The 23,036-nt window shown below is 65.3% G+C and carries 23 protein-coding genes; 14 read left to right on the top strand and 9 right to left on the bottom strand.

The features are described 5' to 3' along the window. Window positions 1-187: 187 nt before the first annotated feature. The 10 genes from AN936_RS08900 to mazG all read left to right on the top strand — a co-directional run bounded on the left by AN936_RS08900 (window position 188) and on the right by mazG (window position 9,199). Window positions 188-1,198 carry a lytic murein transglycosylase gene (locus AN936_RS08900; protein ID WP_234715781.1) on the top strand — a complete coding sequence of 337 codons (1,011 nt, stop codon included), beginning with the start codon at window positions 188-190 and terminating at the stop codon, window positions 1,196-1,198. Beyond that, entirely contained in the window at window positions 1,182-2,180 is a 999-nt protein-coding gene (locus AN936_RS08895) for a septal ring lytic transglycosylase RlpA family protein (protein ID WP_054587848.1), read from the top strand. Before AN936_RS08900 ends, AN936_RS08895 begins: the two co-directional genes overlap by 17 nt. An 11-nt stretch (window positions 2,181-2,191) precedes the next feature. Next, on the top strand, window positions 2,192-3,409 hold the full coding sequence (locus AN936_RS08890) for a D-alanyl-D-alanine carboxypeptidase family protein (RefSeq protein WP_084758635.1): 1,218 nt from the start codon (window positions 2,192-2,194) through the stop codon (window positions 3,407-3,409). Next, complete coding sequence (tmk, locus tag AN936_RS08885; protein WP_054590178.1) at window positions 3,403-4,032, top strand: dTMP kinase; 630 nt, start codon at window positions 3,403-3,405, stop codon at window positions 4,030-4,032. The genes AN936_RS08890 and tmk overlap by 7 nt, the downstream gene beginning before the upstream one ends. Next, window positions 4,029-5,006, top strand: a complete 978-nt coding sequence (locus AN936_RS08880) for a DNA polymerase III subunit delta' (RefSeq protein WP_054587847.1) — start codon at window positions 4,029-4,031, stop codon at window positions 5,004-5,006. The genes tmk and AN936_RS08880 overlap by 4 nt, the downstream gene beginning before the upstream one ends. A 47-nt stretch (window positions 5,007-5,053) precedes the next feature. Next, window positions 5,054-6,634, top strand: a complete 1,581-nt coding sequence (gene metG / locus AN936_RS08875; RefSeq protein ID WP_054587846.1) for a methionine--tRNA ligase — start codon at window positions 5,054-5,056, stop codon at window positions 6,632-6,634. Continuing rightward, entirely contained in the window at window positions 6,634-7,410 is a 777-nt protein-coding gene (locus tag AN936_RS08870; RefSeq protein WP_054587845.1) for a TatD family hydrolase, read from the top strand. The genes metG and AN936_RS08870 overlap by 1 nt, the downstream gene beginning before the upstream one ends. Before the next feature lie 13 nt (window positions 7,411-7,423). Next, entirely contained in the window at window positions 7,424-8,188 is a 765-nt protein-coding gene (locus AN936_RS08865; RefSeq protein ID WP_054587844.1) for an MBL fold metallo-hydrolase, read from the top strand. Then, entirely contained in the window at window positions 8,185-8,361 is a 177-nt protein-coding gene (locus tag AN936_RS25050; RefSeq protein WP_158500068.1) for a hypothetical protein, read from the top strand. Before AN936_RS08865 ends, AN936_RS25050 begins: the two co-directional genes overlap by 4 nt. 64 nt (window positions 8,362-8,425) lie before the next feature. After that, entirely contained in the window at window positions 8,426-9,199 is a 774-nt protein-coding gene (gene mazG, locus AN936_RS08860; protein ID WP_054587843.1) for a nucleoside triphosphate pyrophosphohydrolase, read from the top strand. Here the strand turns inward: mazG and hflX are convergent. The 7 genes from hflX to dusB all read right to left on the bottom strand — a co-directional run bounded on the left by hflX (window position 9,177) and on the right by dusB (window position 18,457). Then, window positions 9,177-10,532: a GTPase HflX gene (hflX, locus tag AN936_RS08855; RefSeq protein ID WP_054587842.1), complete on the bottom strand. Its 1,356-nt coding sequence runs from the start codon at window positions 10,530-10,532 to the stop codon at window positions 9,177-9,179. The two genes, mazG and hflX, sit on opposite strands and share 23 nt — an antisense overlap. Before the next feature lie 20 nt (window positions 10,533-10,552). Continuing rightward, entirely contained in the window at window positions 10,553-11,107 is a 555-nt protein-coding gene (gene hfq / locus AN936_RS08850; RefSeq protein ID WP_084758255.1) for an RNA chaperone Hfq, read from the bottom strand. 63 nt (window positions 11,108-11,170) lie between these two features. Next, entirely contained in the window at window positions 11,171-12,550 is a 1,380-nt protein-coding gene (locus tag AN936_RS08845; RefSeq protein ID WP_054587841.1) for a sigma-54-dependent transcriptional regulator, read from the bottom strand. After that, window positions 12,540-14,804: an ATP-binding protein gene (locus tag AN936_RS08840; RefSeq protein ID WP_234715780.1), complete on the bottom strand. Its 2,265-nt coding sequence runs from the start codon at window positions 14,802-14,804 to the stop codon at window positions 12,540-12,542. Before AN936_RS08840 ends, AN936_RS08845 begins: the two co-directional genes overlap by 11 nt. 145 nt (window positions 14,805-14,949) lie before the next feature. Next, window positions 14,950-16,368 carry a nitrogen regulation protein NR(I) gene (gene ntrC, locus AN936_RS08835; RefSeq protein ID WP_054590176.1) on the bottom strand — a complete coding sequence of 473 codons (1,419 nt, stop codon included), beginning with the start codon at window positions 16,366-16,368 and terminating at the stop codon, window positions 14,950-14,952. Further along, entirely contained in the window at window positions 16,365-17,462 is a 1,098-nt protein-coding gene (locus tag AN936_RS08830; protein ID WP_054587839.1) for a two-component system sensor histidine kinase NtrB, read from the bottom strand. The genes ntrC and AN936_RS08830 overlap by 4 nt, the downstream gene beginning before the upstream one ends. Further along, window positions 17,459-18,457 (bottom strand): tRNA dihydrouridine synthase DusB, encoded by a 999-nt coding sequence (gene dusB / locus AN936_RS08825; protein ID WP_054587838.1) that lies wholly within the window; start codon window positions 18,455-18,457, stop codon window positions 17,459-17,461. The genes AN936_RS08830 and dusB overlap by 4 nt, the downstream gene beginning before the upstream one ends. Before the next feature lie 96 nt (window positions 18,458-18,553). Here dusB and AN936_RS08820 point away from each other — a divergent pair, with 96 nt between their 5' ends. Both AN936_RS08820 and AN936_RS08815 read left to right on the top strand, forming a co-directional pair. Then, window positions 18,554-19,735: a bifunctional 2-C-methyl-D-erythritol 4-phosphate cytidylyltransferase/2-C-methyl-D-erythritol 2,4-cyclodiphosphate synthase gene (locus AN936_RS08820; RefSeq protein ID WP_054587837.1), complete on the top strand. Its 1,182-nt coding sequence runs from the start codon at window positions 18,554-18,556 to the stop codon at window positions 19,733-19,735. Window positions 19,736-19,739: 4 nt separating this feature from the next. After that, window positions 19,740-20,297 carry a CinA family protein gene (locus AN936_RS08815; RefSeq protein ID WP_054587836.1) on the top strand — a complete coding sequence of 186 codons (558 nt, stop codon included), beginning with the start codon at window positions 19,740-19,742 and terminating at the stop codon, window positions 20,295-20,297. On the opposite strand, the gene AN936_RS08810 is transcribed toward AN936_RS08815, so the two are convergent. Further along, the gene (locus tag AN936_RS08810; protein WP_084758253.1) at window positions 20,240-20,719 is read right to left on the bottom strand and encodes a type II toxin-antitoxin system RatA family toxin; all 480 of its coding nucleotides are present in this window, start codon (window positions 20,717-20,719) and stop codon (window positions 20,240-20,242) included. The genes AN936_RS08815 and AN936_RS08810 overlap by 58 nt on opposite strands. Before the next feature lie 7 nt (window positions 20,720-20,726). Beyond that, a complete protein-coding gene (gene lipA / locus AN936_RS08805; RefSeq protein WP_054587834.1) occupies window positions 20,727-21,662 on the bottom strand; it encodes a lipoyl synthase in 936 nt (311 codons plus the stop codon). A gap of 62 nt (window positions 21,663-21,724) precedes the next feature. On the opposite strand from lipA, the gene AN936_RS08800 reads away from it, so the two are divergent. Further along, window positions 21,725-22,363 carry a carbonic anhydrase gene (locus tag AN936_RS08800; protein ID WP_054587833.1) on the top strand — a complete coding sequence of 213 codons (639 nt, stop codon included), beginning with the start codon at window positions 21,725-21,727 and terminating at the stop codon, window positions 22,361-22,363. 12 nt (window positions 22,364-22,375) lie between these two features. Next, window positions 22,376-22,954 carry a DUF2846 domain-containing protein gene (locus AN936_RS08795; protein WP_054587832.1) on the top strand — a complete coding sequence of 193 codons (579 nt, stop codon included), beginning with the start codon at window positions 22,376-22,378 and terminating at the stop codon, window positions 22,952-22,954. Window positions 22,955-23,036 lie beyond the last annotated feature (82 nt).

Raw genomic sequence — 23,036 nt, 5'->3', positions numbered from 1 at the left:
AAGGGCCGGAACCGTTCGAGCACGCGGCAAGCGAACCGGGTTATCGGTCCGGCGCGCGAATGACTCGGCCCGTCTTGCCGCGGGGTGGTCAAGGCGCTCGCATCTGTGCAAGACATTGCCTATGGGTGGGGACGTCATGCACGCTAGCAGTTTCAGAATCGGACGTGTTTTCAAGCTGGCAGCCACGATGCTGTCGGCCTGGGTGCTCACCGCATCGGCGCCGCTCCACGCACAGGGGAGCGATGCCGGCTTTACCACCTATGTCCAGTCGCTGTGGCCGAAGGCGCAGCAGCGCGGGGTGTCGCGCGCGACCTTCGACCGGGTGACCGCGGGGCTGGTCTATAACCCCCGTGTCGTGGCGCTCGATCGCGACAACCTTGGCGCACCGCCGAATCCCAACACGCCGATCCCGGCCTTTGCGCCCTATAAGGCGAAGCATGTCGATGCGGCGCGGATCGGTGGCGGGCGCGCGGTTCACGACCGGCTGCTGCCGATGCTGTCGCGGATCGAACAGCGCACCGGCGTGCCGACGAGCATCATGATCGCGATTTTCGGGCATGAGACCGCATACGGCAAGGTGACGGGCAATTTCGACTTGCCCGAGGCACTGGCGACATTGGCCTATGAAGGCCGCCGCCGCAGCCTGTTCGAACCCGAATTTCTCGCGACGCTGGAAATGGTCGAAAAGGGCGTGCCGCGCAGCGTGCTGAAAGGAAGCTGGGCGGGCGCATTCGGTTATCCGCAATTCCTGCCGTCGGTCTATCTGGCGGTCGCCGAAGACGGCGACGGCGACGGTGTCGCGCGTATCTGGTCGAGCGAGGCCGATGCGATCGAATCGATCGGTGCCTATCTGCGCCGCGCCGGCTGGCGCGCCGGGCAGCCGTGGGGTGTCGCGGTGCGTGTGCCCGCCGGTTTCGACCGCAATCGTTTTGCGACACGGCTGCAGCCGACCCGCTGCCCGCGGGTTTTCGCGCGTTACAGCCGCTGGCGGAGCATGGCCGAATGGCGCGCCGACGGCTTCCAGCCGCTGAACGGCCGCTGGCCCGACGGGCAGGTGCAGGCGACGTTGCTCGAACCCGATGGTCCCGGCAACACCGCCTATTTGCTGACCGGCAATTATCGTGCGATACTCGACTATAATTGTTCCAACTTTTACGCGCTTTCTGTGGGGTTGCTGGCGGATGAAATCGATCGTTAGGGGCGGGGGCCTGATGGCAGGAGCGGCGTTGCTGCTCAGCGGATGCGGCAATTTGGGGGGCGGCAAGGGCGATAGCAGGCCCATAGCGGGGCCGGCGCCTGCGACGGCCGGCGTCGATGGACCGGCCAAGCTTGGCGAACCCTTCACGATCGGCGGCACGACCTATACGCCCGCCGATATCGCCGATTATGACGATGTCGGCTATGCGGGCTGGTATGGCGAGGAACTGGCCGGGCGCCCGACAGCCAATGGCGAAGCGTTCGATCCCGCCGCGATCACCGCCGCGCACAAGACACTGCCGCTGCCGAGCTATGTCGAGGTCACCGCGCTCGATACCGGACGCACCATCCTTGTGCGCGTCAACGATCGCGGCCCGATGGTGAACGACCGGCTGATCGACCTGTCGCGCGGCGCGGCGGAACAGCTTGGCCTGACCGGCGGCGTCGCCGCCGTCCGCGTCCGGCGCACCAATCCGCCGGCGGCCGAAAGGGCGCAGTTGCGCGCGGGGGGTGCAGTTCCTGACCGGATCGCTACCCCCGACTCGCTGCTGATGATCCTGCGTAGCAAGCTCAAGGGCATTCCAGTGCCGGCGGGCGTTTCCGCCAATGTCGCGGCGGCGACGCCATCGACGCCGACCGCTCCGGCGCCGGCGCAGCCCGCCGGCGGCGACCGTTTCATCGTCGAAGGCCCCGGCGCGAAAAAGCCGGCGGCAAAGCCTGCCGCCAAACCGGCCACACCCGTCGCCAAGCCTGCGCCGGCGCCGTCCGCCGCGAGCGGTAGCCACGCCGTGCAGGTGGCGGCGTTCAGCAGCCAGAGCCGCGCCAATGCCGCCGCGAAGTCGGTCGGCGGCAGCGTCGTCAAGGCGGGCAATCTCTGGCGGGTCCGTATGGGACCGTTCGCCAGCGACGCCGAGGCGCAGGCGGCGCTCGGCAAGGCAAAGGCAAAGGGTTTCCGCGACGCAGTGGTCGTTCGCGACCGGTGACCCGCCGGCGGATGCGACGGGCGATCATCATCAGGGGCGGTGCTGCGGCGCTTGCCGCGCTGGCGGTTGCCGCGGCGTTGCCAGCTGCCTCGGCAGGGGGCAAGGCGCCGCCAGCACCGGTCAGCCGCCCGCTCTATGTCACGCAGGCGCCGATCGTGATGCTCAAGGATCTCGATTCGGGGGCGATCCTCTTCTCGCGCGGCGCCGACAAGCGCTTTGCCCCCGCGTCGATGGCGAAGGTGATGACCGCCTATGTCGTGCTCGACCTGATCCGCAAGGGCGAATTATCGCGCGACAAGCCGTTCACCGTCGACGAAGCGACGTGGAAAAAGTGGAACGGCAGCACCGGCGGCTCGACGATGTTTCTGCGCCCGCGCGAGAAGGTGTCGGTCGACGAACTGCTCAAGGGGCTGATCACCGTTTCGGGCAATGATGCCGCCGCGGTGCTGGCCGTCGGCATCGACGGCAGCGAGGAAGCATTCGTCAAACGAATGAATGCCATAGCGGCCAATATTGGTATGTCGTCGAGCAAGTTCGGGACGCCGAACGGCTGGCCCGACGGCGGGGTGACCAAGGTGAGCGCCGCTGATCTGATCACGCTTGCCGACCGGCTGATCCGCGATCATCCCGAAGGCTATGCGCGTTATTTTTCGCTGCCGCGGCTCCAGCACGGCACATCGCCCGACGGCAAACCGATCGTCCAGCCGAATCGCAATCCGATCCTTGGCCGTTTCGCGGGCGCCGACGGGCTCAAGACCGGGCACACCGCCGAAGCCGGTTATTGCTTCCTCGGCTCGGCGAAGCGCGGCGGGCGGCGGTTGATCATGGTTGTTGCCGGGATGAGCAGCGAGAAAGCGCGGCGCGACGAGGCCGAACGGCTGATGAGCTGGGGTTTCGATCAATGGGAGGGCCGCGAGCTGGTTCCTGCGGGTGCCAGCGTCGGCCGCATCGATGTCGGCAAGGGCGCCAAGCCGGTCGTCGCGACCGAAACCGGCATGGCGGTTCGGATGACGGTGCCGAAAGGCTATTCGGGCGGTTATCGCGCGGTGATGCGCACCCGCTCGCCGCTCGCCGCGCCCGTCGTGCGCGGGACGCCAATCGCCGATCTGGTCGTTACCCCGGACGGGTTGCCGCCGCAGACGACGCCGCTGCTTGCCGCGGCCGACGTCGGCGAAGGCGGCTGGTGGGCGCGGGCGCGCACCGGCTTTTACCGGCTGACGGGCTGGTGAGCGGGCGTTTCATCACCCTCGAAGGCGGGGAGGGGGTCGGGAAATCGACGCAGATCCGCGCGCTCGCCGCGGCGCTGGCCGAACGCGGCATCGAAAGCGTCGAGACGCGCGAACCCGGGGGCAGCACGGGCGCCGAGGCGATCCGCGCGCTGTTGATGGAAGGCAGCGACGACCGCTGGGACGCGCGGAGCGAAGCGCTGCTTTTCGCCGCGGCGCGCGCCGACCATGTCGCGCGAACAATCCGGCCCGCGATCGAACGCGGCGCGTGGGTGCTGTGCGATCGCTTCGTCGATTCGTCGCGTGCCTATCAGGGCGGCGGCGGCGGGATCACCGACGCCGACATCATGGCGCTCCATGGGTTCGGCTCGCTGGGGTTGCTTCCCGACCGGACCTTCCTGCTCACCGTCGGCGCCGATGAAACTGCGCGGCGGCTGGCAGCGCGCGATGCGGACGGCGCCGACCGCATGGGCAGCAAGCCCGCCGACTATCAGGCGCGCCTCGCTGCGCGCTTTGCCGAGATGGCGGCGAGCGAACCCGGGCGCTGGCGGGTGATCGAGGCCGACGCTCCTGCCGATGCGGTCACCGCGGCGATCCTCGCCGATCTCCAGGAGTGGCTGGCATGATCGGCCATCAGGACGCCGAAAGCGCCTTCGTCGAGGCATGGGCCGCTGGGCGGCTTCACCATGCATGGCTGCTCGCGGGGCCGCAGGGGATGGGGAAGGGTGCCTTTGCCGAGCGGGTGGCGCGGTTCCTCGTCACTCACGGAAGCGGCGGCGATGGCGTGCCGGTATCGCTCAACGACCCCGGCGATGCCGCTGCAGCGCGCCTTGTCGACGCCGGCAACCATCCGGAGATTCTTTCGCTGACGCGTCAACCGAAGGACAAGGGCAAGGAGCTCGCGCGCAATATCACGATCGACCAGGTACGTGGTATCATCCGCCGTCTGCACCTGTCGCTGTCGCTCGGTGAGTGGCGGGTGATCATCGTCGATGCGGTCGACGACCTTGAGACCGATGGCGCGAATGCCTTGCTCAAGACGCTCGAGGAGCCGCCAGCCAAAACGCTGTTCCTGCTGATCAGTCACTCACCCGGGCGCTTGCTGCCGACGATCCGTTCGCGGTGCAGAACGCTTCGTTTTCAACCGGTTGCACATGACGTCATGACATCGTGGCTGCACGAATTGCGCCCGATGCTCGAAATGGCGGAGGTGCGTGCGATCGTTGCCGCATCGGGCGGGGTGCCCGGAAAGGCCATCGCCTTGATCGACAGCGATGTTGCAGCGATGGAGAAAAAGCTGCTGGCGATCGCGGCGAACGGCGACCCCGGTAACCGCCTGCGCGAAGCGCTGGCGCGCGACGTTTCTGGCACCAGCAACCGCGCCCGGCTCGAACTGGTGATCGACATCGTTCCCGGGCTGCTCGCGCGGCTGGCGCGCGAGCGCCCGGTAGCGGAGATCGCGCCGGTGCTGGCGCAATGGGACCGCATCCAGCGGACGGTGCGCGATGCCATCCGCGGTTCCTACGACGGCGCAATGGTCGGGTTCGAGATCGGCAATTGCCTTGCCGAACTCGCGCCGAAAGTCGCGGCGGCGCGATAATCGTCGGGATACTTCCCCTCCTGCTCCGCACCCGCTAAGGCGCGGGCATGTCAGACCCCTTTTATATCACCACCGCGATCAGCTACCCTAACGGCCGTCCGCATATCGGGCATGCTTATGAAGCGATCGCCACCGATGTCATGGCCCGCTTCCAGCGCGCCCGCGGTCGCGACGTGCGGCTGATCACCGGCACCGACGAGCATGGGCTGAAGATGTTCCAGACGGCGCGCGACCAGGGCCGCGCGACGATCGACCTCGCCGATGAAATGTCAGGATATTTCCGTGAGATGTATGCCAGGCTGAATATCAGCTATGACAATTTCATGCGTACCTCCGATGCCGCGCACCATGCCGCGTCGCAGGCGATCTGGAAGGCGATGGAGGCCAATGGCGACCTCTATCTCGACCGCTACGAAGGCTGGTATTCGGTCCGCGACGAAGCCTTTTACGACGAGAGCGAACTGACGCAGGGGGAAGGGGAGACCAAACTCTCGCCGCAAGGCACGCCGGTCGAATGGACGGTCGAGGAGAGCTGGTTCTTTCGCCTGTCGAATTATCAGGACAGGCTGCTCGCACTGTACAACGATCAGCCCGATTTCATCCGTCCCGAAAGCCGCCGCAACGAAGTGCTGCGCTTCGTCGAGGGCGGGCTCAAGGATCTCAGCGTCTCGCGCACCAGCTTCGACTGGGGCGTGCCGGTGCCGGGCTCGCCGGGGCATGTCATGTATGTCTGGGTCGATGCGCTGACCACCTATCTCTCGGGGCTCGGCTATCCCGATCCCGCTAGCGATTTCGGCAAGTTCTGGCCGGCGAATATCCACATGATCGGCAAGGATATCGTTCGTTTTCATACGGTTTACTGGCCGGCCTTCCTGATGAGCGCCGGTCTGCCGCTGCCCAAACAGGTGTTCGGCCACGGCTTCCTGCTCAACCGCGGCGAGAAGATGTCGAAGTCGCTGGGCAATGTCGTCGACCCGATGGCGCTCGCCGAACAGTTCGGCGTGGATCCGCTGCGCTATTATCTGCTCCGCGAAGTCAGCTTCGGGCAGGACGGCACCTATTCGGCCGAGGCGATCGTGCGCACCGCCAATGCCGATCTCGCGAACAGTTTCGGCAATCTGGCGCAGCGCAGCTTGTCGATGATTTTCAAGAATTTGGATGGCGCTCTTTCCTCTGGCTATGGGCAGGCGCAAGATGATCTCGACCTGCTCGGCGAAGTCAATGAAATGGCACGCAATTGCCTGCCACATGCCTTCGAGCAACTGGCCTTTTCGGTCGGTATCGAGGATTGGCTACGCGCGGTGTTCGCGTGCAATCAATATGTCGACGCGCAGGCGCCTTGGGCGCTGCGCAAGACCGACCCCGAGCGGATGCGGGCGGTGCTGATGACTTTGTTCAAGGCGGTCCGGACGCTCGCGATCGCGATCCGTCCAGTCGTGCCGGCGGCCGCCGACAAGTTGCTCGACCAGATGGGGATCGCCGAAGACGCACGCGATTTTGCCGCGCTGGCCGAAACCGACTGGTTCGCGAAGCTCGCCGCCAGCGGCTTCACCATAGGCCAGCCCGTCCCGATCTTCCCGCGCCTCGAACTGCCTGCCGAAGAGAATGAGGGGGAAGGGGAGGCGTAATGCTCGTCGATTCGCACTGCCACCTCAATTACAAGGGGCTTGCCGAACAGCAGGGCGAGGTGCTGGCGCGTGCGCGTGAAAAGGGCGTCACCGCGATGCTCAACATTGCGACGCGTGAAAGCGAATGGGACGATGTGCTCGCGGCGGCCGAAGCCAATCCCGATGTCTGGGCGAGCGTCGGCATCCATCCGCATGACGCCGACCAGCATCCCGATGTAGATACCGCCAAGCTCATTGAACGCGCCGCGCATCCGCGCGTGATCGGGATTGGCGAGACCGGGCTCGACTATTATTACGACAAGAGCGACCGGCAGCGGCAGCAGGACAGTTTCCGCCGCCATATCCACGCCTCGCAGCAGAGCGGTTTGCCGGTGATCGTCCATACGCGCGATGCCGAGGACGATACGCTGGCGCTGCTCGGCGAGGAAATGGGCAGGGCGGTCTTCCCCGGCGTCATCCATTGCTTCACCGCCAGCGACGATTTCGCGCGCAAGGCGCTCGATCTCGGCCTCTATATCTCGATCTCGGGAATCGTGACCTTCAAAAATGCCGCCGACCTTCAGGCGACCGCGAAATGGCTGCCGCAGGACCGCCTGCTGATCGAAACCGACTCCCCCTTCCTCGCCCCCGTGCCGCACCGCGGCAAGACCGGCGAACCGGCGTTCGTCGCCGATACGCTGACCTATCTCGCCGATTTGCGCGGTGATGATCGCGACGAACTGGCATCGACGACAAGCGCCAATTTCTACAGGCTTTTCAACAAGGCGGCGCCGTGACGTCAGACGCGCCATGAAGCTTCGGATCCTCGGCTGCGGGACGTCTTCTGGCGTGCCGCGGATCGGCAACGACTGGGGGCAGTGCGATCCCGACAATCCGCGCAACCTGCGGAGCCGCGCCTCGATCCTGATCTCGCTCGGCGGCTTCCGGCTGCTCGTCGACACCAGCCCCGACATGCGGCTGCAATTGCTCGACGCGGAGGTCGGCGAGGTCGATGCGGTCATCTGGACGCACGAGCATGCCGATCATTGCCACGGGCTCGACGACCTGCGGCAGATCATGCATTTGCGGCGGTCGGCGGTGCCGGCTTACGCGCGCGACCATGTGCTCGACATATTGAAGTGGCGCTTCACCTATGCCTTTGCGGGCAATGCCGGCTATCCGGCGTCGGTCGATCCGGTCGAATTGTTGGACCATCAATCGATCGGGCCAATCGAGGTGTCGGCGATCGAAATGCCGCATGGGCCGATCAAGGCGACCGGGCTCATCTTCAGCGACGGTGCGCACAAGATCGCCTATGCTACGGATTTTTCGAAGTTTACCGATGAGATGGTCGACTTTTTCCAAGGCGTCGATCTGTTCGTGATCGACGCGTTGCGGCGCTATCCGCATCCGACGCATCCGCACCTGCAAATGTCGCTCGAAGGCCTCGCCAAAGTCGGCAACCCGCGTGCGATCATCACGCACATGGACAATACGATGGACTATGACGATCTGGCGGCCGAGTTGCCGACGGGGGTCGAGCCGGGTTATGACGGGCTGGAGGTGCAGCTATGACGATGGAAACCGGCGCCGACATGCTGTGGTTCGCGATGGCGCTGACGCTCGTTGTCAGTGCGCTCGTCGCGCGTCAGCTAAAACTGGCCGACTGGCTCAAGATGGGGCTGGCCTGGCTCGCGATCTTCGCGCTCGTGTTCATCGTCATCCGGACGTATCAACTCGTGGCGTGAGGAGGCCTTTGCTTTCCCGCTTATATAAAATAATTTAACATAATATATATTATCGGATAATAGGATGGCCGACACGACAAGCCTGTCCCCCATCGATCGCCTGCTCGCCATCATGCGCCAATTGCGTAACCCCGACGGCGGTTGCGAATGGGATCTGGCGCAGGATTTCTCGACGATCGCGCCCTATACTATCGAGGAAGCCTATGAGGTTGCCGACGCGATCGCCGGCGGCAATCCCGCTGCGATCTGCGACGAACTTGGTGACCTGCTGCTCCAGGTCGTCTTTCACAGCCAGATCGCGACCGACGACGGGCTCTTCACGTTCGACGACGTCGCGGCGGCGATCAGCGACAAGATGGAGCGCCGCCATCCGCACATCTTCGGCGACACCAAGGCCCATGACGTCCGGATGCAATGGGAGCAGATCAAGGCGGCGGAGCGCGCCGCCGACGGTCCGCAGGGCGCGCTGGCGGGCGTTGCGCTGTCGCTGCCGGCACTGCTTCGCGCGCAGAAACTACAGGCGCGCGCCGTGCGGGTCGGCTTCGACTGGCCCGACATCCAGGGTCCGCGCGACAAGATTGCCGAGGAACTGGCCGAGGTCGCCGATGCGGACAGCGATGCGGCGCGGCACGAGGAGGTTGGCGACCTGCTGTTCGCGGTGGTCAATTATGCGCGCAAGCTCGGCGTCGATGCCGAAGGCGCGCTGCGCGATGCCAATCTCAAATTCGCGCGCCGTTTTGCCGCCATGGAGGATCGCGCCGGCGGCACCCTCGCCGGGCTGTCGCTCGATGCGCAGGAAGCGCATTGGCAGGCCGTCAAGGCGTCGGAGCGCTCGTAGAGTCGGGTCTGGCTGGCCACAATCGCTCGAAACGTGCCCGGTCGGCGGGGTCGAGCCGGACCGTGAGCAAATGCCCCTTGCCCTGCACTTCGTCGCTCAGCACCTCGCCGCGCGCGTGCAGCCATGCCATCGCGTCGCCTTGGTCGAAGCCGAGGAAAATCCGCAGCGTCTGGTGCTGCGCGGTCAATTGCGACGTCATGAGGATACGCGCGGCGTCGACGCCTTCGCCGGTGACGGCCGAGATCAGCGCGACGTCGGGCCGCCGCGCCGCCATTTCCGCGATCGCCGCGCGGCGTTCGGGATCGGCGGTATCGATCTTGTTCCAGATTTCGATTTGCGGAATGGCGTCGGGCGCATCGCCGCCCCCTTCCCCGTCCTGCGCACCGTTGACGCCCAGCGAGTCGAGGATCGCGCGGACATCGTCATATTGCGCCTCGCTGTCGGGATGGACGATGTCGCGGACGTGGACGATCAGGTCGGCGGTTGTCACTTCCTCGAGCGTCGCGCGGAACGCCGCGACGAGCTGGGTCGGCAGGTCGGAGACGAAACCCACGGTGTCGGACAAGATCGCCTTGTCGATCCCCGGCAACCCGATCTCGCGCATCGTCGGATCGAGGGTTGCGAACAGCATATCTTCCGCCATGACGTCACTTCCGGTCAAGCGGTTGAAAAAGGTCGATTTCCCGGCGTTGGTATAGCCGACAAGCGCGATCACCGGCCACGGCGCGCGCTGGCGCTTAGCGCGTTGTAGCTGGCGCGTGCGGCGCGCATCCTCGAGCTGGCGGCGGATGCGTGCCATGCGGTCGCGGATCATCCGCCGGTCGGCCTCAATCTGCGTTTCGCCGGGGCCGCCGAGGAAGCCGAAGCCGCCGCGCTGGCGTTCAAGGTGGGTCCAGCTTCGGACAAGTCGCCCCGCCTGATAGTCGAGATGCGCGAGTTCGACCTGCAGCCGCCCTTCGGCGGTCGCGGCACGCTCGCCGAAGATTTCGAGGATCAGTCCGGTCCGGTCGATCACCTTCGCCCCGAACGCGGTTTCGAGATTGCGCTGCTGGATCGCGGTCAGCGGCGCGTCGACGATGACGACCTGGACGTCGTGCGCCGCGATATCGGGCTTGATCGCATCGATCTGCCCGACGCCGAGCAAGGTGGCGGCGCGTGTCTGGCGCAGCCGGATCGGATGCGCCGCGACGACGACGAGCCCGATCGCGATGGCGAGCCCCTTTGCTTCCTCGACGCGCGCATCAAGGTCGCGCGACAACCGCTGGCCATGCCATTCGGGCACGACCAGCAGCGCTGCGGCGCCGCGCGTCACTTCGCCAATGTCATCGTTCATCGGAGCGTTCGGGCGATCGATCAGGCGTCGCCGGCGTCGTCGTCGCCGTTGTCAGTCAGGTTGATCGGCCCGTTCGGCTGGACGGTCGAAATGGCGTGCTTGTAGACAAGCTGCACCTGCCGCTCGCGTTCGAGCAGCATGCAGAACAGGTCGAAGGCGACGATATCGCCCTGCAGCATCACCCCGTTGACGAGGAACATCGTCACCGACTCGTCCGAACGCCGCACTGCGTTCAGGAAAACATCCTGCAAGGCCTTACCCTTGCTGGCAGGCGCATCGCGCAGATTGTCGCCGAGAAGGGAGAGGTCGAAGTCATGCGAGGGCATGACCGTCGAGATGGCGTGTTTGTAGACGAGCTGCGACTGGCCGTCGCGGCGGAGAAGGAGCGAAAAATTGTCGAACCAGGTGATGATTCCCTGCAGCTTGACGCCCTTGACGAGGAACATCGTGACGGGGGTCTTGCTGCGGCGCAGGGCGTTTAGGAAAAGATCCTGGAGATTCTGATTCTTATCGGACACATTGGCCTCCTGTTCTTGGCGGTATAACCCGCGGTGCGATGTCGGCGCAGCCGGCATCTTTGACCTTCTTCGCACACGCAATATGCGGCATAGCGCGCCGCAGGTCTACGTCAAAGCCCCTTACCCTTCGCCATCGCTATTGTCGGTCAATCCGAGCAGCTTCAGTTTGCGGTGCAATGCCGAACGCTCCATCCCGATGAAGGTTGCGGTACGCGAGATATTGCCCGAAAAACGATTGATCTGGATGCGCAGATATTCGCGTTCGAAATTCTCGCGGGCTTCCTTGAGCGGAATGGCGGTGATCGATTCGCTGTTCGGCAAAATATCGGCGCCGCCGCGCACCAGTTCGGCAGGCAGCATGTCGGCGTCGATCCGTGCGAGCCGGTCGCTGGGAGCCAGGATCATCACGCGTTCGATGACGTTGCGAAGCTCGCGGACATTGCCCGGCCAGTCGTGCGCCTGCAGCGCCGCCATCGCTTCGGCACTGATTTCGGGCGGCGGGACACGGCGGTCGGCGGCGTAGCGGCGAACGAAATGGTCGCAAAGGCTGGCAATATCGTCGCGCCGTTCGCGCAGCGGCGGGATATGCACCGGCACGACATTCAGGCGGTAATAAAGATCCTCGCGAAAGCGGTTCTCGGCGATTTCGGCCATTAGGTCACGCGCCGAACCCGAGATGATCCGGACATCGACGCGGATCATCGTCCGTCCGCCGACGCGCGTGAAACTCTGGTCGGTCAGCACGCGCAGAATCTTGCCCTGCGTGGTGAGCGGCATGTCGGCGACCTCGTCGAGGAACAAAGTGCCGCCATGCGCCTGTTCGAGCAGGCCGACGCGGATCGATCCGTCGTCGGATTCGGAACCGAAGAGCTCGATCTCGACTGTCTCGGGATCCATTCGCGCCGAAGAAATGACGCGAAACGGCGCGTTGTGCCGGCCGCTCCAACCATGGAGCACGCGGGATGCGACTTCCTTGCCGACGCCCGGCGCGCCAGTGATCAGTACCCGGCTGCCGGTACCGGCGACGCGCTTCAGCGTGGCGCGGACATTGTTGATCGCGGCGCTGGTGCCGGTCAGTTCGTCGGCGGGACCAGCCTTTTCGCGAAGCTGCTCATATTCGAATTTCAGCCGCTCGTTCTCGGTCGCGCGCGCGACGAGATGGAGCAGCCGCTCGGCCTCGAACGGCTTTTCGATGAAGTCGAAGGCACCGCGCCGGATCGCCGCGACCGCCGTATCGAGCCCGCCGTGCCCCGAAATGACGATGATCGGCAGCGTCGGGTCGAACGCCTTGATTGCCTCGACCAGTCCCAGACCGTCGAGCCGCGAGCCCTGCAGCCAGACGTCGATCAGCGCGAGCGACGGCCGCCGCTGGCGGATCGCTTCCAGCGCCGCGTCGCTGTCGGATGCCGTGCGCGCTTCATAGCCTTCGTCCTCCATGACGCCGGCGACCAGGTCGCAAATGTCGCGCTCATCGTCGACGATCAGAATATCAAGCGCCATGTTCTTCTCTGTCCTGCCGGTGCCGCATCCGCCCCGGTACCGATTCTGCCTGCCCTATCACTTTCCCCTCGCCGCCCTTGCCGGCCCCCCGGTCCGCAAGCGCGCGCAACCGGTCGGGGTGCAGGGTCATCGTCACGCACGCACCCTGCCCCGCCGGATTGTCCGAAAATTCCAGCTCGCCATAATGTTGCTCGACGATCTTTTTGACGATCGCGAGCCCTAGCCCCGTTCCGCCCTGCCGCGTCGTCATATAGGGCTCGGCGATCGCTTCGCGCGCTTCGGGGAGTCCTATCCCGTCGTCGCAAATGCGGATGATCAGCGAATCGCGCGCGCCCGTTTCGAGTTCCGCGAGAATATGGCCGACCGGGTTGGCTTCGGCATCTTTCGGCTTTTCTTCAATCGCTTCGACGGCATTTTTGACGATATTGGTGAGCGCCTGCGAAAGCAGGCGGCGGTCGCAAACCAGCGGTTCGATCTCGTCGGCCGTCTTGATCGTGAAGGCAATTTCCGGTTTCGCCACCTCGAACAGGAATACCGCCTGGCGGAGGATGTCGCGGACATCCTCGACGCCGAAGGTCGGCTTCGGCATGCGCGCAAAGCTGGAAAACTCGTCGACCATCCGCCGCATATCATGGACCTGGCGGATCACCGTATCGGTCAGCTTGCGGAAGGTGGCGCTGTCGCCTTCCACCTTGTCGCCGAACCGGCGCTGGAGACGCTCCGCCGCGAGCTGGATCGGGGTGAGCGGATTCTTGATCTCATGCGCAATGCGCCGCGCGACGTCGGACCAGGCGGCGCGGCGCTGATCGAGCAATTGCTGGGTGATATCCTCGAAGCTCAGCACGAAGCCGTCACCCTGCGCCACCGCTTTGGCGGCGAGCGTGGCCGGTTCGGCATCCTTGCGCGCGAGTTGGACGATTGCTTCGCGCTCGTCGCTGGCGAGCAGTTCGGCGAGTTCTGGCGCGAAGTCGGCGAGATTGCGACCGGTCAGGCAGTCGCTCGACTGGCAGATCAGCCGCTCGGCCGCGGCGTTGGCGAGCAGGATGCGATGATCGGCGTCGACCGATACCACCGCGGAGGACACGCCGCTGAGCACCGCTTCGATGAAGCTGCGGCGCGCTTCGAGTTGCTCGTTGACGCTGACGAGCGCCCCGGTCTGCCCTTCAAGTTGCTCGGTCATGCGGTTGAAGGCGCGCGTCAGCACCGAAATTTCGTCGTCGCGCGCCGGGGGCGTCACCCGCACCGAAAGATCGCCGTCGGCCGCGGTACGCGTCGCCCCGACCAGCGTTCCGAGCGGGCGGACGATACGGTCGGCGACGACGATCGCCGCGACCACCGCCAGCGCCAAGAGCAGCAGCGCACCGAGGAACAGCGCGCCGTTGAACTGCAACTGCAAAAGCTGCGAACGCTTGAACAGCGCATTATAGTCGGCGAGCACATTGCCGGCGCGCACCGACTGCTGGAAGCCGGGGACGTTGAAATCGCGCGAGGCATAGAGATAGGCGCGTTCCGTCCCGGGCAGCCGGGTCGCCGCCTCGATCCGGTCGGGCTGGCGGACGACGACCACGTCTTCGCCGGCATCGAGGCGGCTCACCATCATCTTCGAGAGCCGGTTTTCGGCCGCGCGATTGTCGGGATCGACCCCCGCCGCCGTTCGAGCGACGCCATCCTTGCCGATTTCGATAATCGCCGATTCATTGAGGTTACGGACGACGACCTGCTGGAAATAATAGTTGGAGAAACCGGGATCGTTGATCGGCACCCGATCGAGATAGGCGCCGAGATCGGTCGCCATGGCGCCCGTGTTGGCGGCGACCTCGCGCTGGTTTTCCTGATAATAGCCCTCGGCCAGGTTCGCCGCATTCTCGAACATGCCGCGCGATTTGTCCGAAAACCAGAAGTCGACGCCGAACTGGAACAGCAGCGACGCGAAGATGACGACCAGCAGGGTCGGCGTTGCCGCGAGCAGCGAGAAAAGCGCGACGAGGCGGACGTGGAGGCGGCCATTGCCGCCCGCCATCGACCGCACGGCGCGCGCCCGCGCGACGCGGCTGCCGATCAGCACGATCAGCGCCATCGCGGGCACGAGGTTAGCGACCATGATCGCCGCGACAATCGCGGGGGTCAGCAGCCGTTGGCTCTGACTGTCGCCGGTCACGAAGATATAGGTCGCGATCGCGACGCTGATCATGATGCCGAGCGTATAATATTCGGGCGCCGCAAACTGCCAGCCATTCGCCCGTGCGTCGTCCACGCCCGAATCGATGTCATTGGCGGGGGGAGCGAGTTGCGCCATTGTTGCTGCGTTACGACAAACCTGTTGCATAGAAAACACACAAAGTGCGTTTCGCGGTTCGATCGGCCCGATTTCCGCCCGGTCGAACCGGGCGCGGAGCGGATCAGGGATGCGCCGGGTCGATGTCGAGCTGTCCCAGCCGCTTGCGCAGCGTGTTGCGGTTGATGCCAAGGCGCCGCGCCGCCTCGAGCTGGTTGCCGCGAACCTCGCGCAAGATGCGGCGGAACAAAGCCGCTTCAACGATTGCCTCGAGGCGTTCGTGGATATCGCCGTCCGCCGCGCCTTCGGCCACCTGGTCGCGTGCCCAGTCGTCGACGGCGCGGGCCAGCAGGTCGGCCGGTTCGGCGGTGCCGACGCCGTCGATGTTGTCGTGCAGCACCGCCTGGACGTCGCGCGCGGTGACCACCGTGTCTCGCGACAGCACGGCGAGGCGTTGTACGACGTTGCCGAGTTCGCGGACGTTGCCGGGCCAGTCATGGCGTTCGAGCATCTGCATCGCGGCGGGCGCGAACTGGCGGTCGGGGAGCCCCGAATGCCGCCCGGCATCGACGAAATGGCGCACGAGTGCGGCGATGTCGCTGCGCCGGTCGCGCAGCGGCGGCAAGGTTACAGGGATGACGTTGAGCCGGTAAAACAGATCCTCGCGAAACCGCCCGTCGGCGACGAGCGCCCGCATGTCACGGTGCGTCGCCGCGACGACGCGAACGTCGGCGCGCAGCGCCTGACTGCCGCCGACGGTCGAATATTCGTTGCTCTGCAGGACGCGCAGCAGCCGCGTCTGCGCTTCCAGCGGCATGTCGCCGATTTCGTCGAGGAACAGCGTCCCGCCCGCCGCCTGCTCGAAGCGCCCCGCATTGCGGCTGTGCGCGCCGGTGAAGGCGCCCTTTTCGTGGCCGAAAAGCTCGGCCTCGATCAATTCGCGCGGGATCGCGGCCATATTGATGGCGACGAACGGCCCGGCGCGGCGCAGCCCGGTGGCGTGGACCGCGCGCGCGACGACCTCCTTGCCCGTTCCCGACTCGCCGAGGATCAGAACGGCAAGGTCGTTCGAGGCAAGCCGTGCGATGGTGCGATAGACCGCCTGCATCGCCGGGGCGCGGCCGACGAGGCCGTGGCTGTCGGCCTGTCCAGCATCGGCTTTTGCCGCCGGTTCGGCGCGGCGCTGCAGCGCGGCCCGAACGCTCGCGGTCAGTTCTTCAAGGTCGAACGGCTTGGGCAGATAATCATAGCTGCCGATCCCGGTCGCCCGGACCGCAGTATCGAGCGTATTTTGTGCAGACAGCACGATCACCGGGGTGGCCGGGTCGACCCCGACGCCGGGTAGCGAATCGATACCGTCGCCGTCGGGCAGCACGACATCGGTGATGATCAGGTCGGGGCGGTGGTCGGCAAGCCAGGCATTGCGTTCGGCGATGCTGCCGACCGAGGCAAAAGTGCCGCATTCGTCGACGAGCGTTTCGCGGATAATCAGCGCGATCGCGGGATCGTCCTCGACCAGCAGAACCGTCTTGCCGTCTGTCACCGGGCGCCCCCCTTCCCCGCCGGCGCGGCAGGCAGGTGGATGCGGAAGCGCGTCCATTCACCGTCGCGCATATGCTGGACCGTGCCGCCCATATCGCGCGCCAGCTTGGCGACGAGTGCAAGACCGAGCCCGCGCCCCTCGCGTTTCGTGGTGACAAAGGGATCGAACAGGTCGCCGCGAATCTCTGCGGGGACGCCCGGCCCGTTGTCGCTGACGCTGACCTCGATCGGCAATGCGATGCGGCCGCGCCCATCGCCGTTGTCGATCGACAGCCCGTGACGATAAGCGGTCGCGATGCGCACCGTGCCGTCCCGCTGGCCGCTCAGCGCCTCGCACCCGTTGGTGACGAGGTTGAGCAATATTTGCACCATGGCGTCATGGTTGCCCAGCACCAGCGGCAGCGATGGATCGAAATCCTCGACGAAGCGGATATCGGGCAATTGCCGCGCGCGCACCGCCTCCATCGCCTGATGGATCGCCTGATAGAGATTGATCGCCGAGCAGGCGATCGGTTGACCGCGCGAAAAATGCTCCATCTGGTCGATCAGCGTCGTGATGCGGTCGACCTCGGCGCAGATCAGCGTGGTGAAGCGTTCGCCGCTGGCGTCGGTCTTGCGCGCGAGCAGTTGCGCAGCCCCCTTGATGCCGGCGAGCGGGTTCTTGATCTCGTGCGCCAGCATCGATGCCGCGGCGCCGGCGGCGCGTCCCGAGCGCCCGATCGCACCGCCCATCAGCTCGGCCTCATTCTGCGACGGCACCAGCGCGAGGATGCGGTGGCCGCTCTGGCCATAGGACACCATCTGCATGTCGACGAAGATCGAACGGCGGGCGCCGACCGAAATTTCGGCGCGATGCGCGAACAGCGCCGAATAGCCGGGATCGTTCATCCGCTGGCGATAGCTGCGGTCCATGCTGATCACGTCATAGACGACGCGGCCGACCATCGCGGCGCGGCCGACGTTGCAAAGCTGTTCGGCGGCGGCGTTGACGAACAATATCACCCCGCCCTTGTCGATCATCAGCGTCGCGATCGGGTGCGACTGGATCAACTCGTCGTGATCGAAGGTCGGGATGCTCGACGTGAGCGCGCTCACGCGGCGGCCTTGGTCAGATGCGGGCCGTAGAATTCCTCGAGCGCGTCGAGCACGCCGCGGCTGGTCGGGATCTGATTGACCTTGTTGCGGAACTCGGCCGAGCCGTGCAGCCCCTTGACGTACCAGCCAAGATGCTTGCGCGCCATATTGACCCCGGTCATCTCGCCATAATGGTCGATCATCGCGCGGTAGTGCGATGTAATGACGTCATATTGTTCGTCGATACCCGGATCGGGCCGCTCGACTTCGCCGCGTAGCGCCGCGATCACCTGTCCGAGCAGCCAAGGCCGGCCATAAGCGCCACGGCCGATCATGACGCCATCGGCGCCGCTCTGCGCGAGCGCGGCCTTGGCGTCGTCGGACGAGCAGATGTCGCCGTTGACGATGACGGGGATCGATACCGCGTCCTTGACGGTGCGGATGAAACGCCAGTCGGCTTCGCCGCGGTACATCTGGTTCCGCGTCCGGCCATGAACCGTCACCAGCTTGGCGCCGAGATCCTCGGCGATATGGGCGAGTTCGGGGGCGTTCAGGCTGTCGTGGCACCAGCCCATGCGCATCTTGACCGTAACCGGGACCGACACCGCTTTCACGCAGCTATCGATGAGGGCGGCGGCGAGCTTCAGGTCGCGCATCAGCGCCGAACCCGCATCGCCATTGGTGACCTTGCGCACCGGGCAGCCCATGTTGATGTCGATGATCGCGGCGCCGCGATCTTCGTTGAGCTTCGCCGCTTCGCCCATTTCATAGGGGGTGCAGCCGACGAGCTGCATCGATACCGGCTCCTCGACCGGATCCCATGCGGCTTTCTGGATCGACTGGCGCGTTTCGCGGATCGCAGCCTGGCTGGCAATCATTTCGGTGACGTTGAGCCCCGAGCCATAATAGCGAACGAGCTTGCGGAACGGCAGGTCGGAGACGCCCGTCATCGGCGCGAGGATCACCGGATCCGCGATGGTGATGTTGCCGATCTGGATGGGCCGCAGCGGCGCCATGGCGGGGAGCTTTCGTCGGATTGCCTAAAAATTGAGCACGCCCCTACACGCTAAGCCGCTTCCCCGCAAGCCGATGCTGCGCTAACCGCGCGGGCGATGAACGAGTCCGCATCCTCCCCTGCCCCGCGTGTCGTCGCCATATTGCTGGCCGGCGGTCTGGGTAAGCGCGCGGGATTCGAATTGCCGAAACAACTCGCGGAGCTGGCGGGCAAGCCAGTGCTGCGCTGGAGCCTCGACGCCTTGGCGGCGCATGAAGCGATTGCGGCGGGCGTGCTGGTCGCAAGCGAAGACGTCGCTGCGGCGATCGGGCCGCTGCCGGCGGGGTGGGAAATCGCCGTGCCGGGCGCGGAACGGCAGGATTCGGTAGCCAACGCCCTCGCGGCCCTCGCCGACCGGGACGATGACGCGTTGGTGCTGGTGCACGATGCCGCGCGGCCCGGTGTGTCGGCGGTGGTGATCGACCGGCTGCTCGATGCGCTAAAGGATGGCGCCAAGGCAGCCATCCCGACGCTGCCCGTCCCCGATACACTTGTCGAACAGGCGGATGGCGAAGCGGGCGCGGTCGTCGATCGCGGCGCGCTGGCGCGGGTGCAGACGCCGCAGGCGTTTCATTTGGGGACATTGCGCCATGCGCACACGGCCGCGCGCGACGGTTCGGCAACCGACGACGCGCAAATTGTGCGGCGGCTTGGCGTCGGCGTCACTGCGGTCGAGGGCGATGCAAGGCTCCACAAACTGACATATGCCGACGATATGGCGATCCTGTCGGGACTATTGGGGAGCAATGTCATGATGCAGACCGCGGTGGGCATGGGTTATGATGTGCACCGTCTGGTTGCCGACAAGCCGCTGTGGATCGGCGGACTGGAAATCGAGCATAGTCATGGACTTGAAGGCCATAGCGATGCCGACGTCGCACTTCATGCGCTCACCGACGCGCTGCTTGGCGCGCTCGGCGAAGGCGACATCGGCGATCATTTCCCGCCGAGCGATCCGCAATGGCGCGGCGCGGCGTCGCACCGCTTCCTGTCCTTCGCGGCCGAACGTGTCGCCGCCCGCGGCGGGCGGATCGGGCATATCGACCTGACCATCATCGCCGAAGCGCCCAAAATCGGCCCGCACCGCACTGCGATCCGCGAACGCATCGCCGAAATCCTTGCGATTTCCCCCGTGCGGGTTAGTGTGAAGGCAACAACGACCGAGCGGCTGGGCTTCACCGGCCGCCGCGAGGGGATCGCCGCCCAGGCCGTCGCTACGCTGCAACTTCCGGAGAATTGACCCCGTGCCGTCCGACTTTGAAACGCGCCTTGCCGCGCGCGACGATCTTGCCACTGCCGTGCTCGCCGAAAACCGCGCCGCCGGCCGCAAGATCGCGGTCGCCGAAAGCTGCACCGGCGGCATGGTCGCGGTCGCGCTGACCGACATCGCCGGCAGTTCGGACGTGTTCAGCGCCGGTTTCGTCACCTATTCGGGCGAAGCGAAGAAGCGCCAGCTCGACGTCAGTAGCGAAATCATCGAAACCTTCGGCGAAGTGTCGCTCGCGACGGCGTGGGCGATGGCGGCAGGGGCGCTGGCGAACAGCGACGCCGATGTCGCGGTCGCTATTACCGGGATCGCGGGCCCCGGCGGCGGGTCGGAGAAGAAGCCGGTGGGAACCGTCGTTTTCGCGCGCGCGGTGCGTGGGCAAGATCCCGACGATTACTTCACCCAGCGCGTCTTCTTCGAAGACGGCGACCGCGCGGGCATCCGCCATCACGCGACGATGTTCGCGCTCGAACTGCTTCAGCCCGGCAAGGATGCGCTGCGGCCGTCTGAGGATATCGCCCTCCCCGCCGCATAAAGTTCGTCCGCCCGCGCCTCGAACGCCGCGATCATCTTGCGCAGCGCCTTGTCGAACATCTGTCCCGCCAGCGTTTCGAAAACCCGGCTGCGGAACGAGAAATCGACCATGAAATCGACGCGGCAGCCGCCATCGTCGGTCGGCTCGAAATGCCATTCGTTGCTGAGATGGCGCATCGGCCCGTCGATATAGCTGACCGACACGTCGCTCGGCCGCTGTTTGTGGACACGGCACGAAAAGCTTTCGCGCAATCCCTTGAAGCCGACGATCATGTCGGCGACCGCCTCTTCCTCGCTCTCGCTACGGATGCGGAGCGCGATCACCCACGGCAGGAAGTCGGGATAATGCGCAATGTCGCTGACCAGCGCGAACATCTGGTCGGCGCTGTACGGCAGGACGCGGCTTTCGTGGTGCCTCGGCAACGCGGCGTCAGTCCGCCCTGGCGCGCGCCAGTTGCGCCTCGCGCGCGGCGCGCATGCGCTCGAAATCGTCGCCCGCGTGATAGCTTGAGCGGGTGAGCGGCGACGATGCGACCTGCAGGAAGCCCTTGGCGCGCGCGATCTGGGCATAGCTGTCGAACGCCTGCGGCGTCACGAAGTCGATCACCTTGGCGTGCCGCGGCGTCGGTTGCAGATATTGCCCCATCGTCATGAAGTCGATGTCGGCGCTGCGCATGTCATCCATCACCTGATGGACCTCCATCCGTTCCTCCCCGAGCCCGAGCATGATCCCCGACTTGGTGAAGATCGACGGATCGCGGCGCTTGACGCTTTCGAGCAGGCGCAGCGACGCATAATAGCGCGCGCCCGGACGGATCGTCGGATAGAGCCGCGGCACGGTTTCGAGATTGTGATTATAGACGTCGGGCCGCGCATCGACGATCGCCGCGACCGCACTTTCGGGCTTGTTGCGAAAGTCGGGCGTCAGGATCTCGATCGTCGTCTTCGGCGTTTCGCGGCGCAGCGCGTTGATCACCTTGACGAAATGGCCCGCGCCGCCATCGGGCAGGTCGTCGCGGTCGACCGAGGTGATGACGATGTGGCTGAGCCCCATCTTCGCCGCGGCGATCGCGGTATGCTCGGGCTCGAGCAGGTCGACGGGGCGCGGCATGCCAGTCTTGACGTTGCAGAAGGCGCAGGCCCGCGTGCAGGTGTCGCCGAGGATCATCACCGTCGCATGCTTCTTGGTCCAGCATTCGCCGATGTTCGGGCACGCCGCTTCCTCGCAAACCGTATGCAGGTTGAGTTCGCGCATCAGCTTGCGCGTTTCGGCATAGCCGGGACTGGTCGGCGCCTTGACGCGGATCCAGTCGGGCTTGCGGCTGCGCTGGCTTGGCGTGGTGGCTGGCTGTGCGGGAGCGTTCATTTCGCCCACATAGTCGCGCAGGCGCCTCTTCTCAACCTCGCATCCTATGCTAAGGCGCGTCCATGACTCACTTTGCAGACATGATCGAGGGATACCGGCGTTTCCGTAACGGCGGTTGGGCGGAACAACGCGAACGCTGGAAACAGCTTGCAGAGGGCCAGTCGCCCAGGGTGATGGTCATCGCCTGTTCGGACAGCCGATCCGAACCGTCGCAGATTTTCGATACCAACCCCGGCGAAATCTTCGTCGTGCGCAACGTCGCGGCGCTGGTGCCGCCGTTCGAGACGACGCCGGGGCGTCACGGCGTGTCGGCCGCGCTTGAATTCGCAGTGCAGTTTCTGAAGGTCGAGGAAATCGTCGTGATGGGGCACGGCCTGTGCGGCGGCTGCCACGCCGCGCTGCACCGCTCGATGGAGGGCGCCGAACCGGGCCGCGGCGGTTTCATTGCCGACTGGATCGCCCTGCTCGACGAAGCGAGCGCCGGGATCCGCGCCGAATATCCCGATTTCGACAACCGTACCGCAGGCCGCGCGATGGAAATGGCGGCTGTGCGCGTCAGCATAGACAATCTGCGCACCTTCCCCTGTATCCAGGAGAAGGAAAAGCGCGGCACGTTAAAACTGCGCGGCGCATTTTTTGCGATCAGCGACGGCATATTGCATGTGATGGACGAAGCGACGGGAGAATTCGCCCCGGCATAACAGGAGGACGGCATGAGCAAGAACGCAATGTGGCTGACGATCATTTTCCTCGCAGCCATTTTCGGGGCCTTCATGGGGCCATCGCTCGCCAGCATCTTTTCGCCGGGCACCTTGCTGATCCTTTCGGTGCTGCTGATCGGCGGCGTCGTCATCTTCTGTTTCTGGGCCCTGTCGAGCAACAAGGGCGGCGCCAAGGCCGACGATGCGGCCGTCGCCAACGCGCGGGCGATGCAAGCGCCCGAGGGCAAGGCGCGTATTTATATCACGCGCCGAGGCTTCGTCGCCGCGCTGCAGGGCATGGACATCACGCTCGACGACGCTGCCAAAGGGCAGATCAAGTCGGGCCAAATGCTGGTGGCCGACGTCGCGCCGGGAACACACCGCATCCACGCTGCGACCGCCAAGGCAAGCCTTGCCCGTCCGACCGATTTCGAGATCGAGGTCGGCGCGGGCGGTGTCGTGGTGATCGATGCGATGCTGGAAATGGGCGCGCTGAAAGGCGACGTGAAACTGACGCGTCTCGACGCCAACAAGGCGCGCGAGAATGTCCATGCGACCAAGCTGATGCTGTGGGAAGTGCCGCCGGCCTGAGCCGGGGTGGGATGCAGGCACTTGGAGGTGAAAGGAACGTTAGGTTTTTGGACCTAAGCCGCTCTTTCATTCCAAGAATGAA

The organism is Sphingopyxis macrogoltabida, from assembly GCF_001307295.1.
Lineage (GTDB): Bacteria > Pseudomonadota > Alphaproteobacteria > Sphingomonadales > Sphingomonadaceae > Sphingopyxis > Sphingopyxis macrogoltabida_B.
The sequence above is the reverse complement of the archived record's forward strand: the minus strand, read 5'-3'. Positions and strand labels throughout refer to the sequence as shown.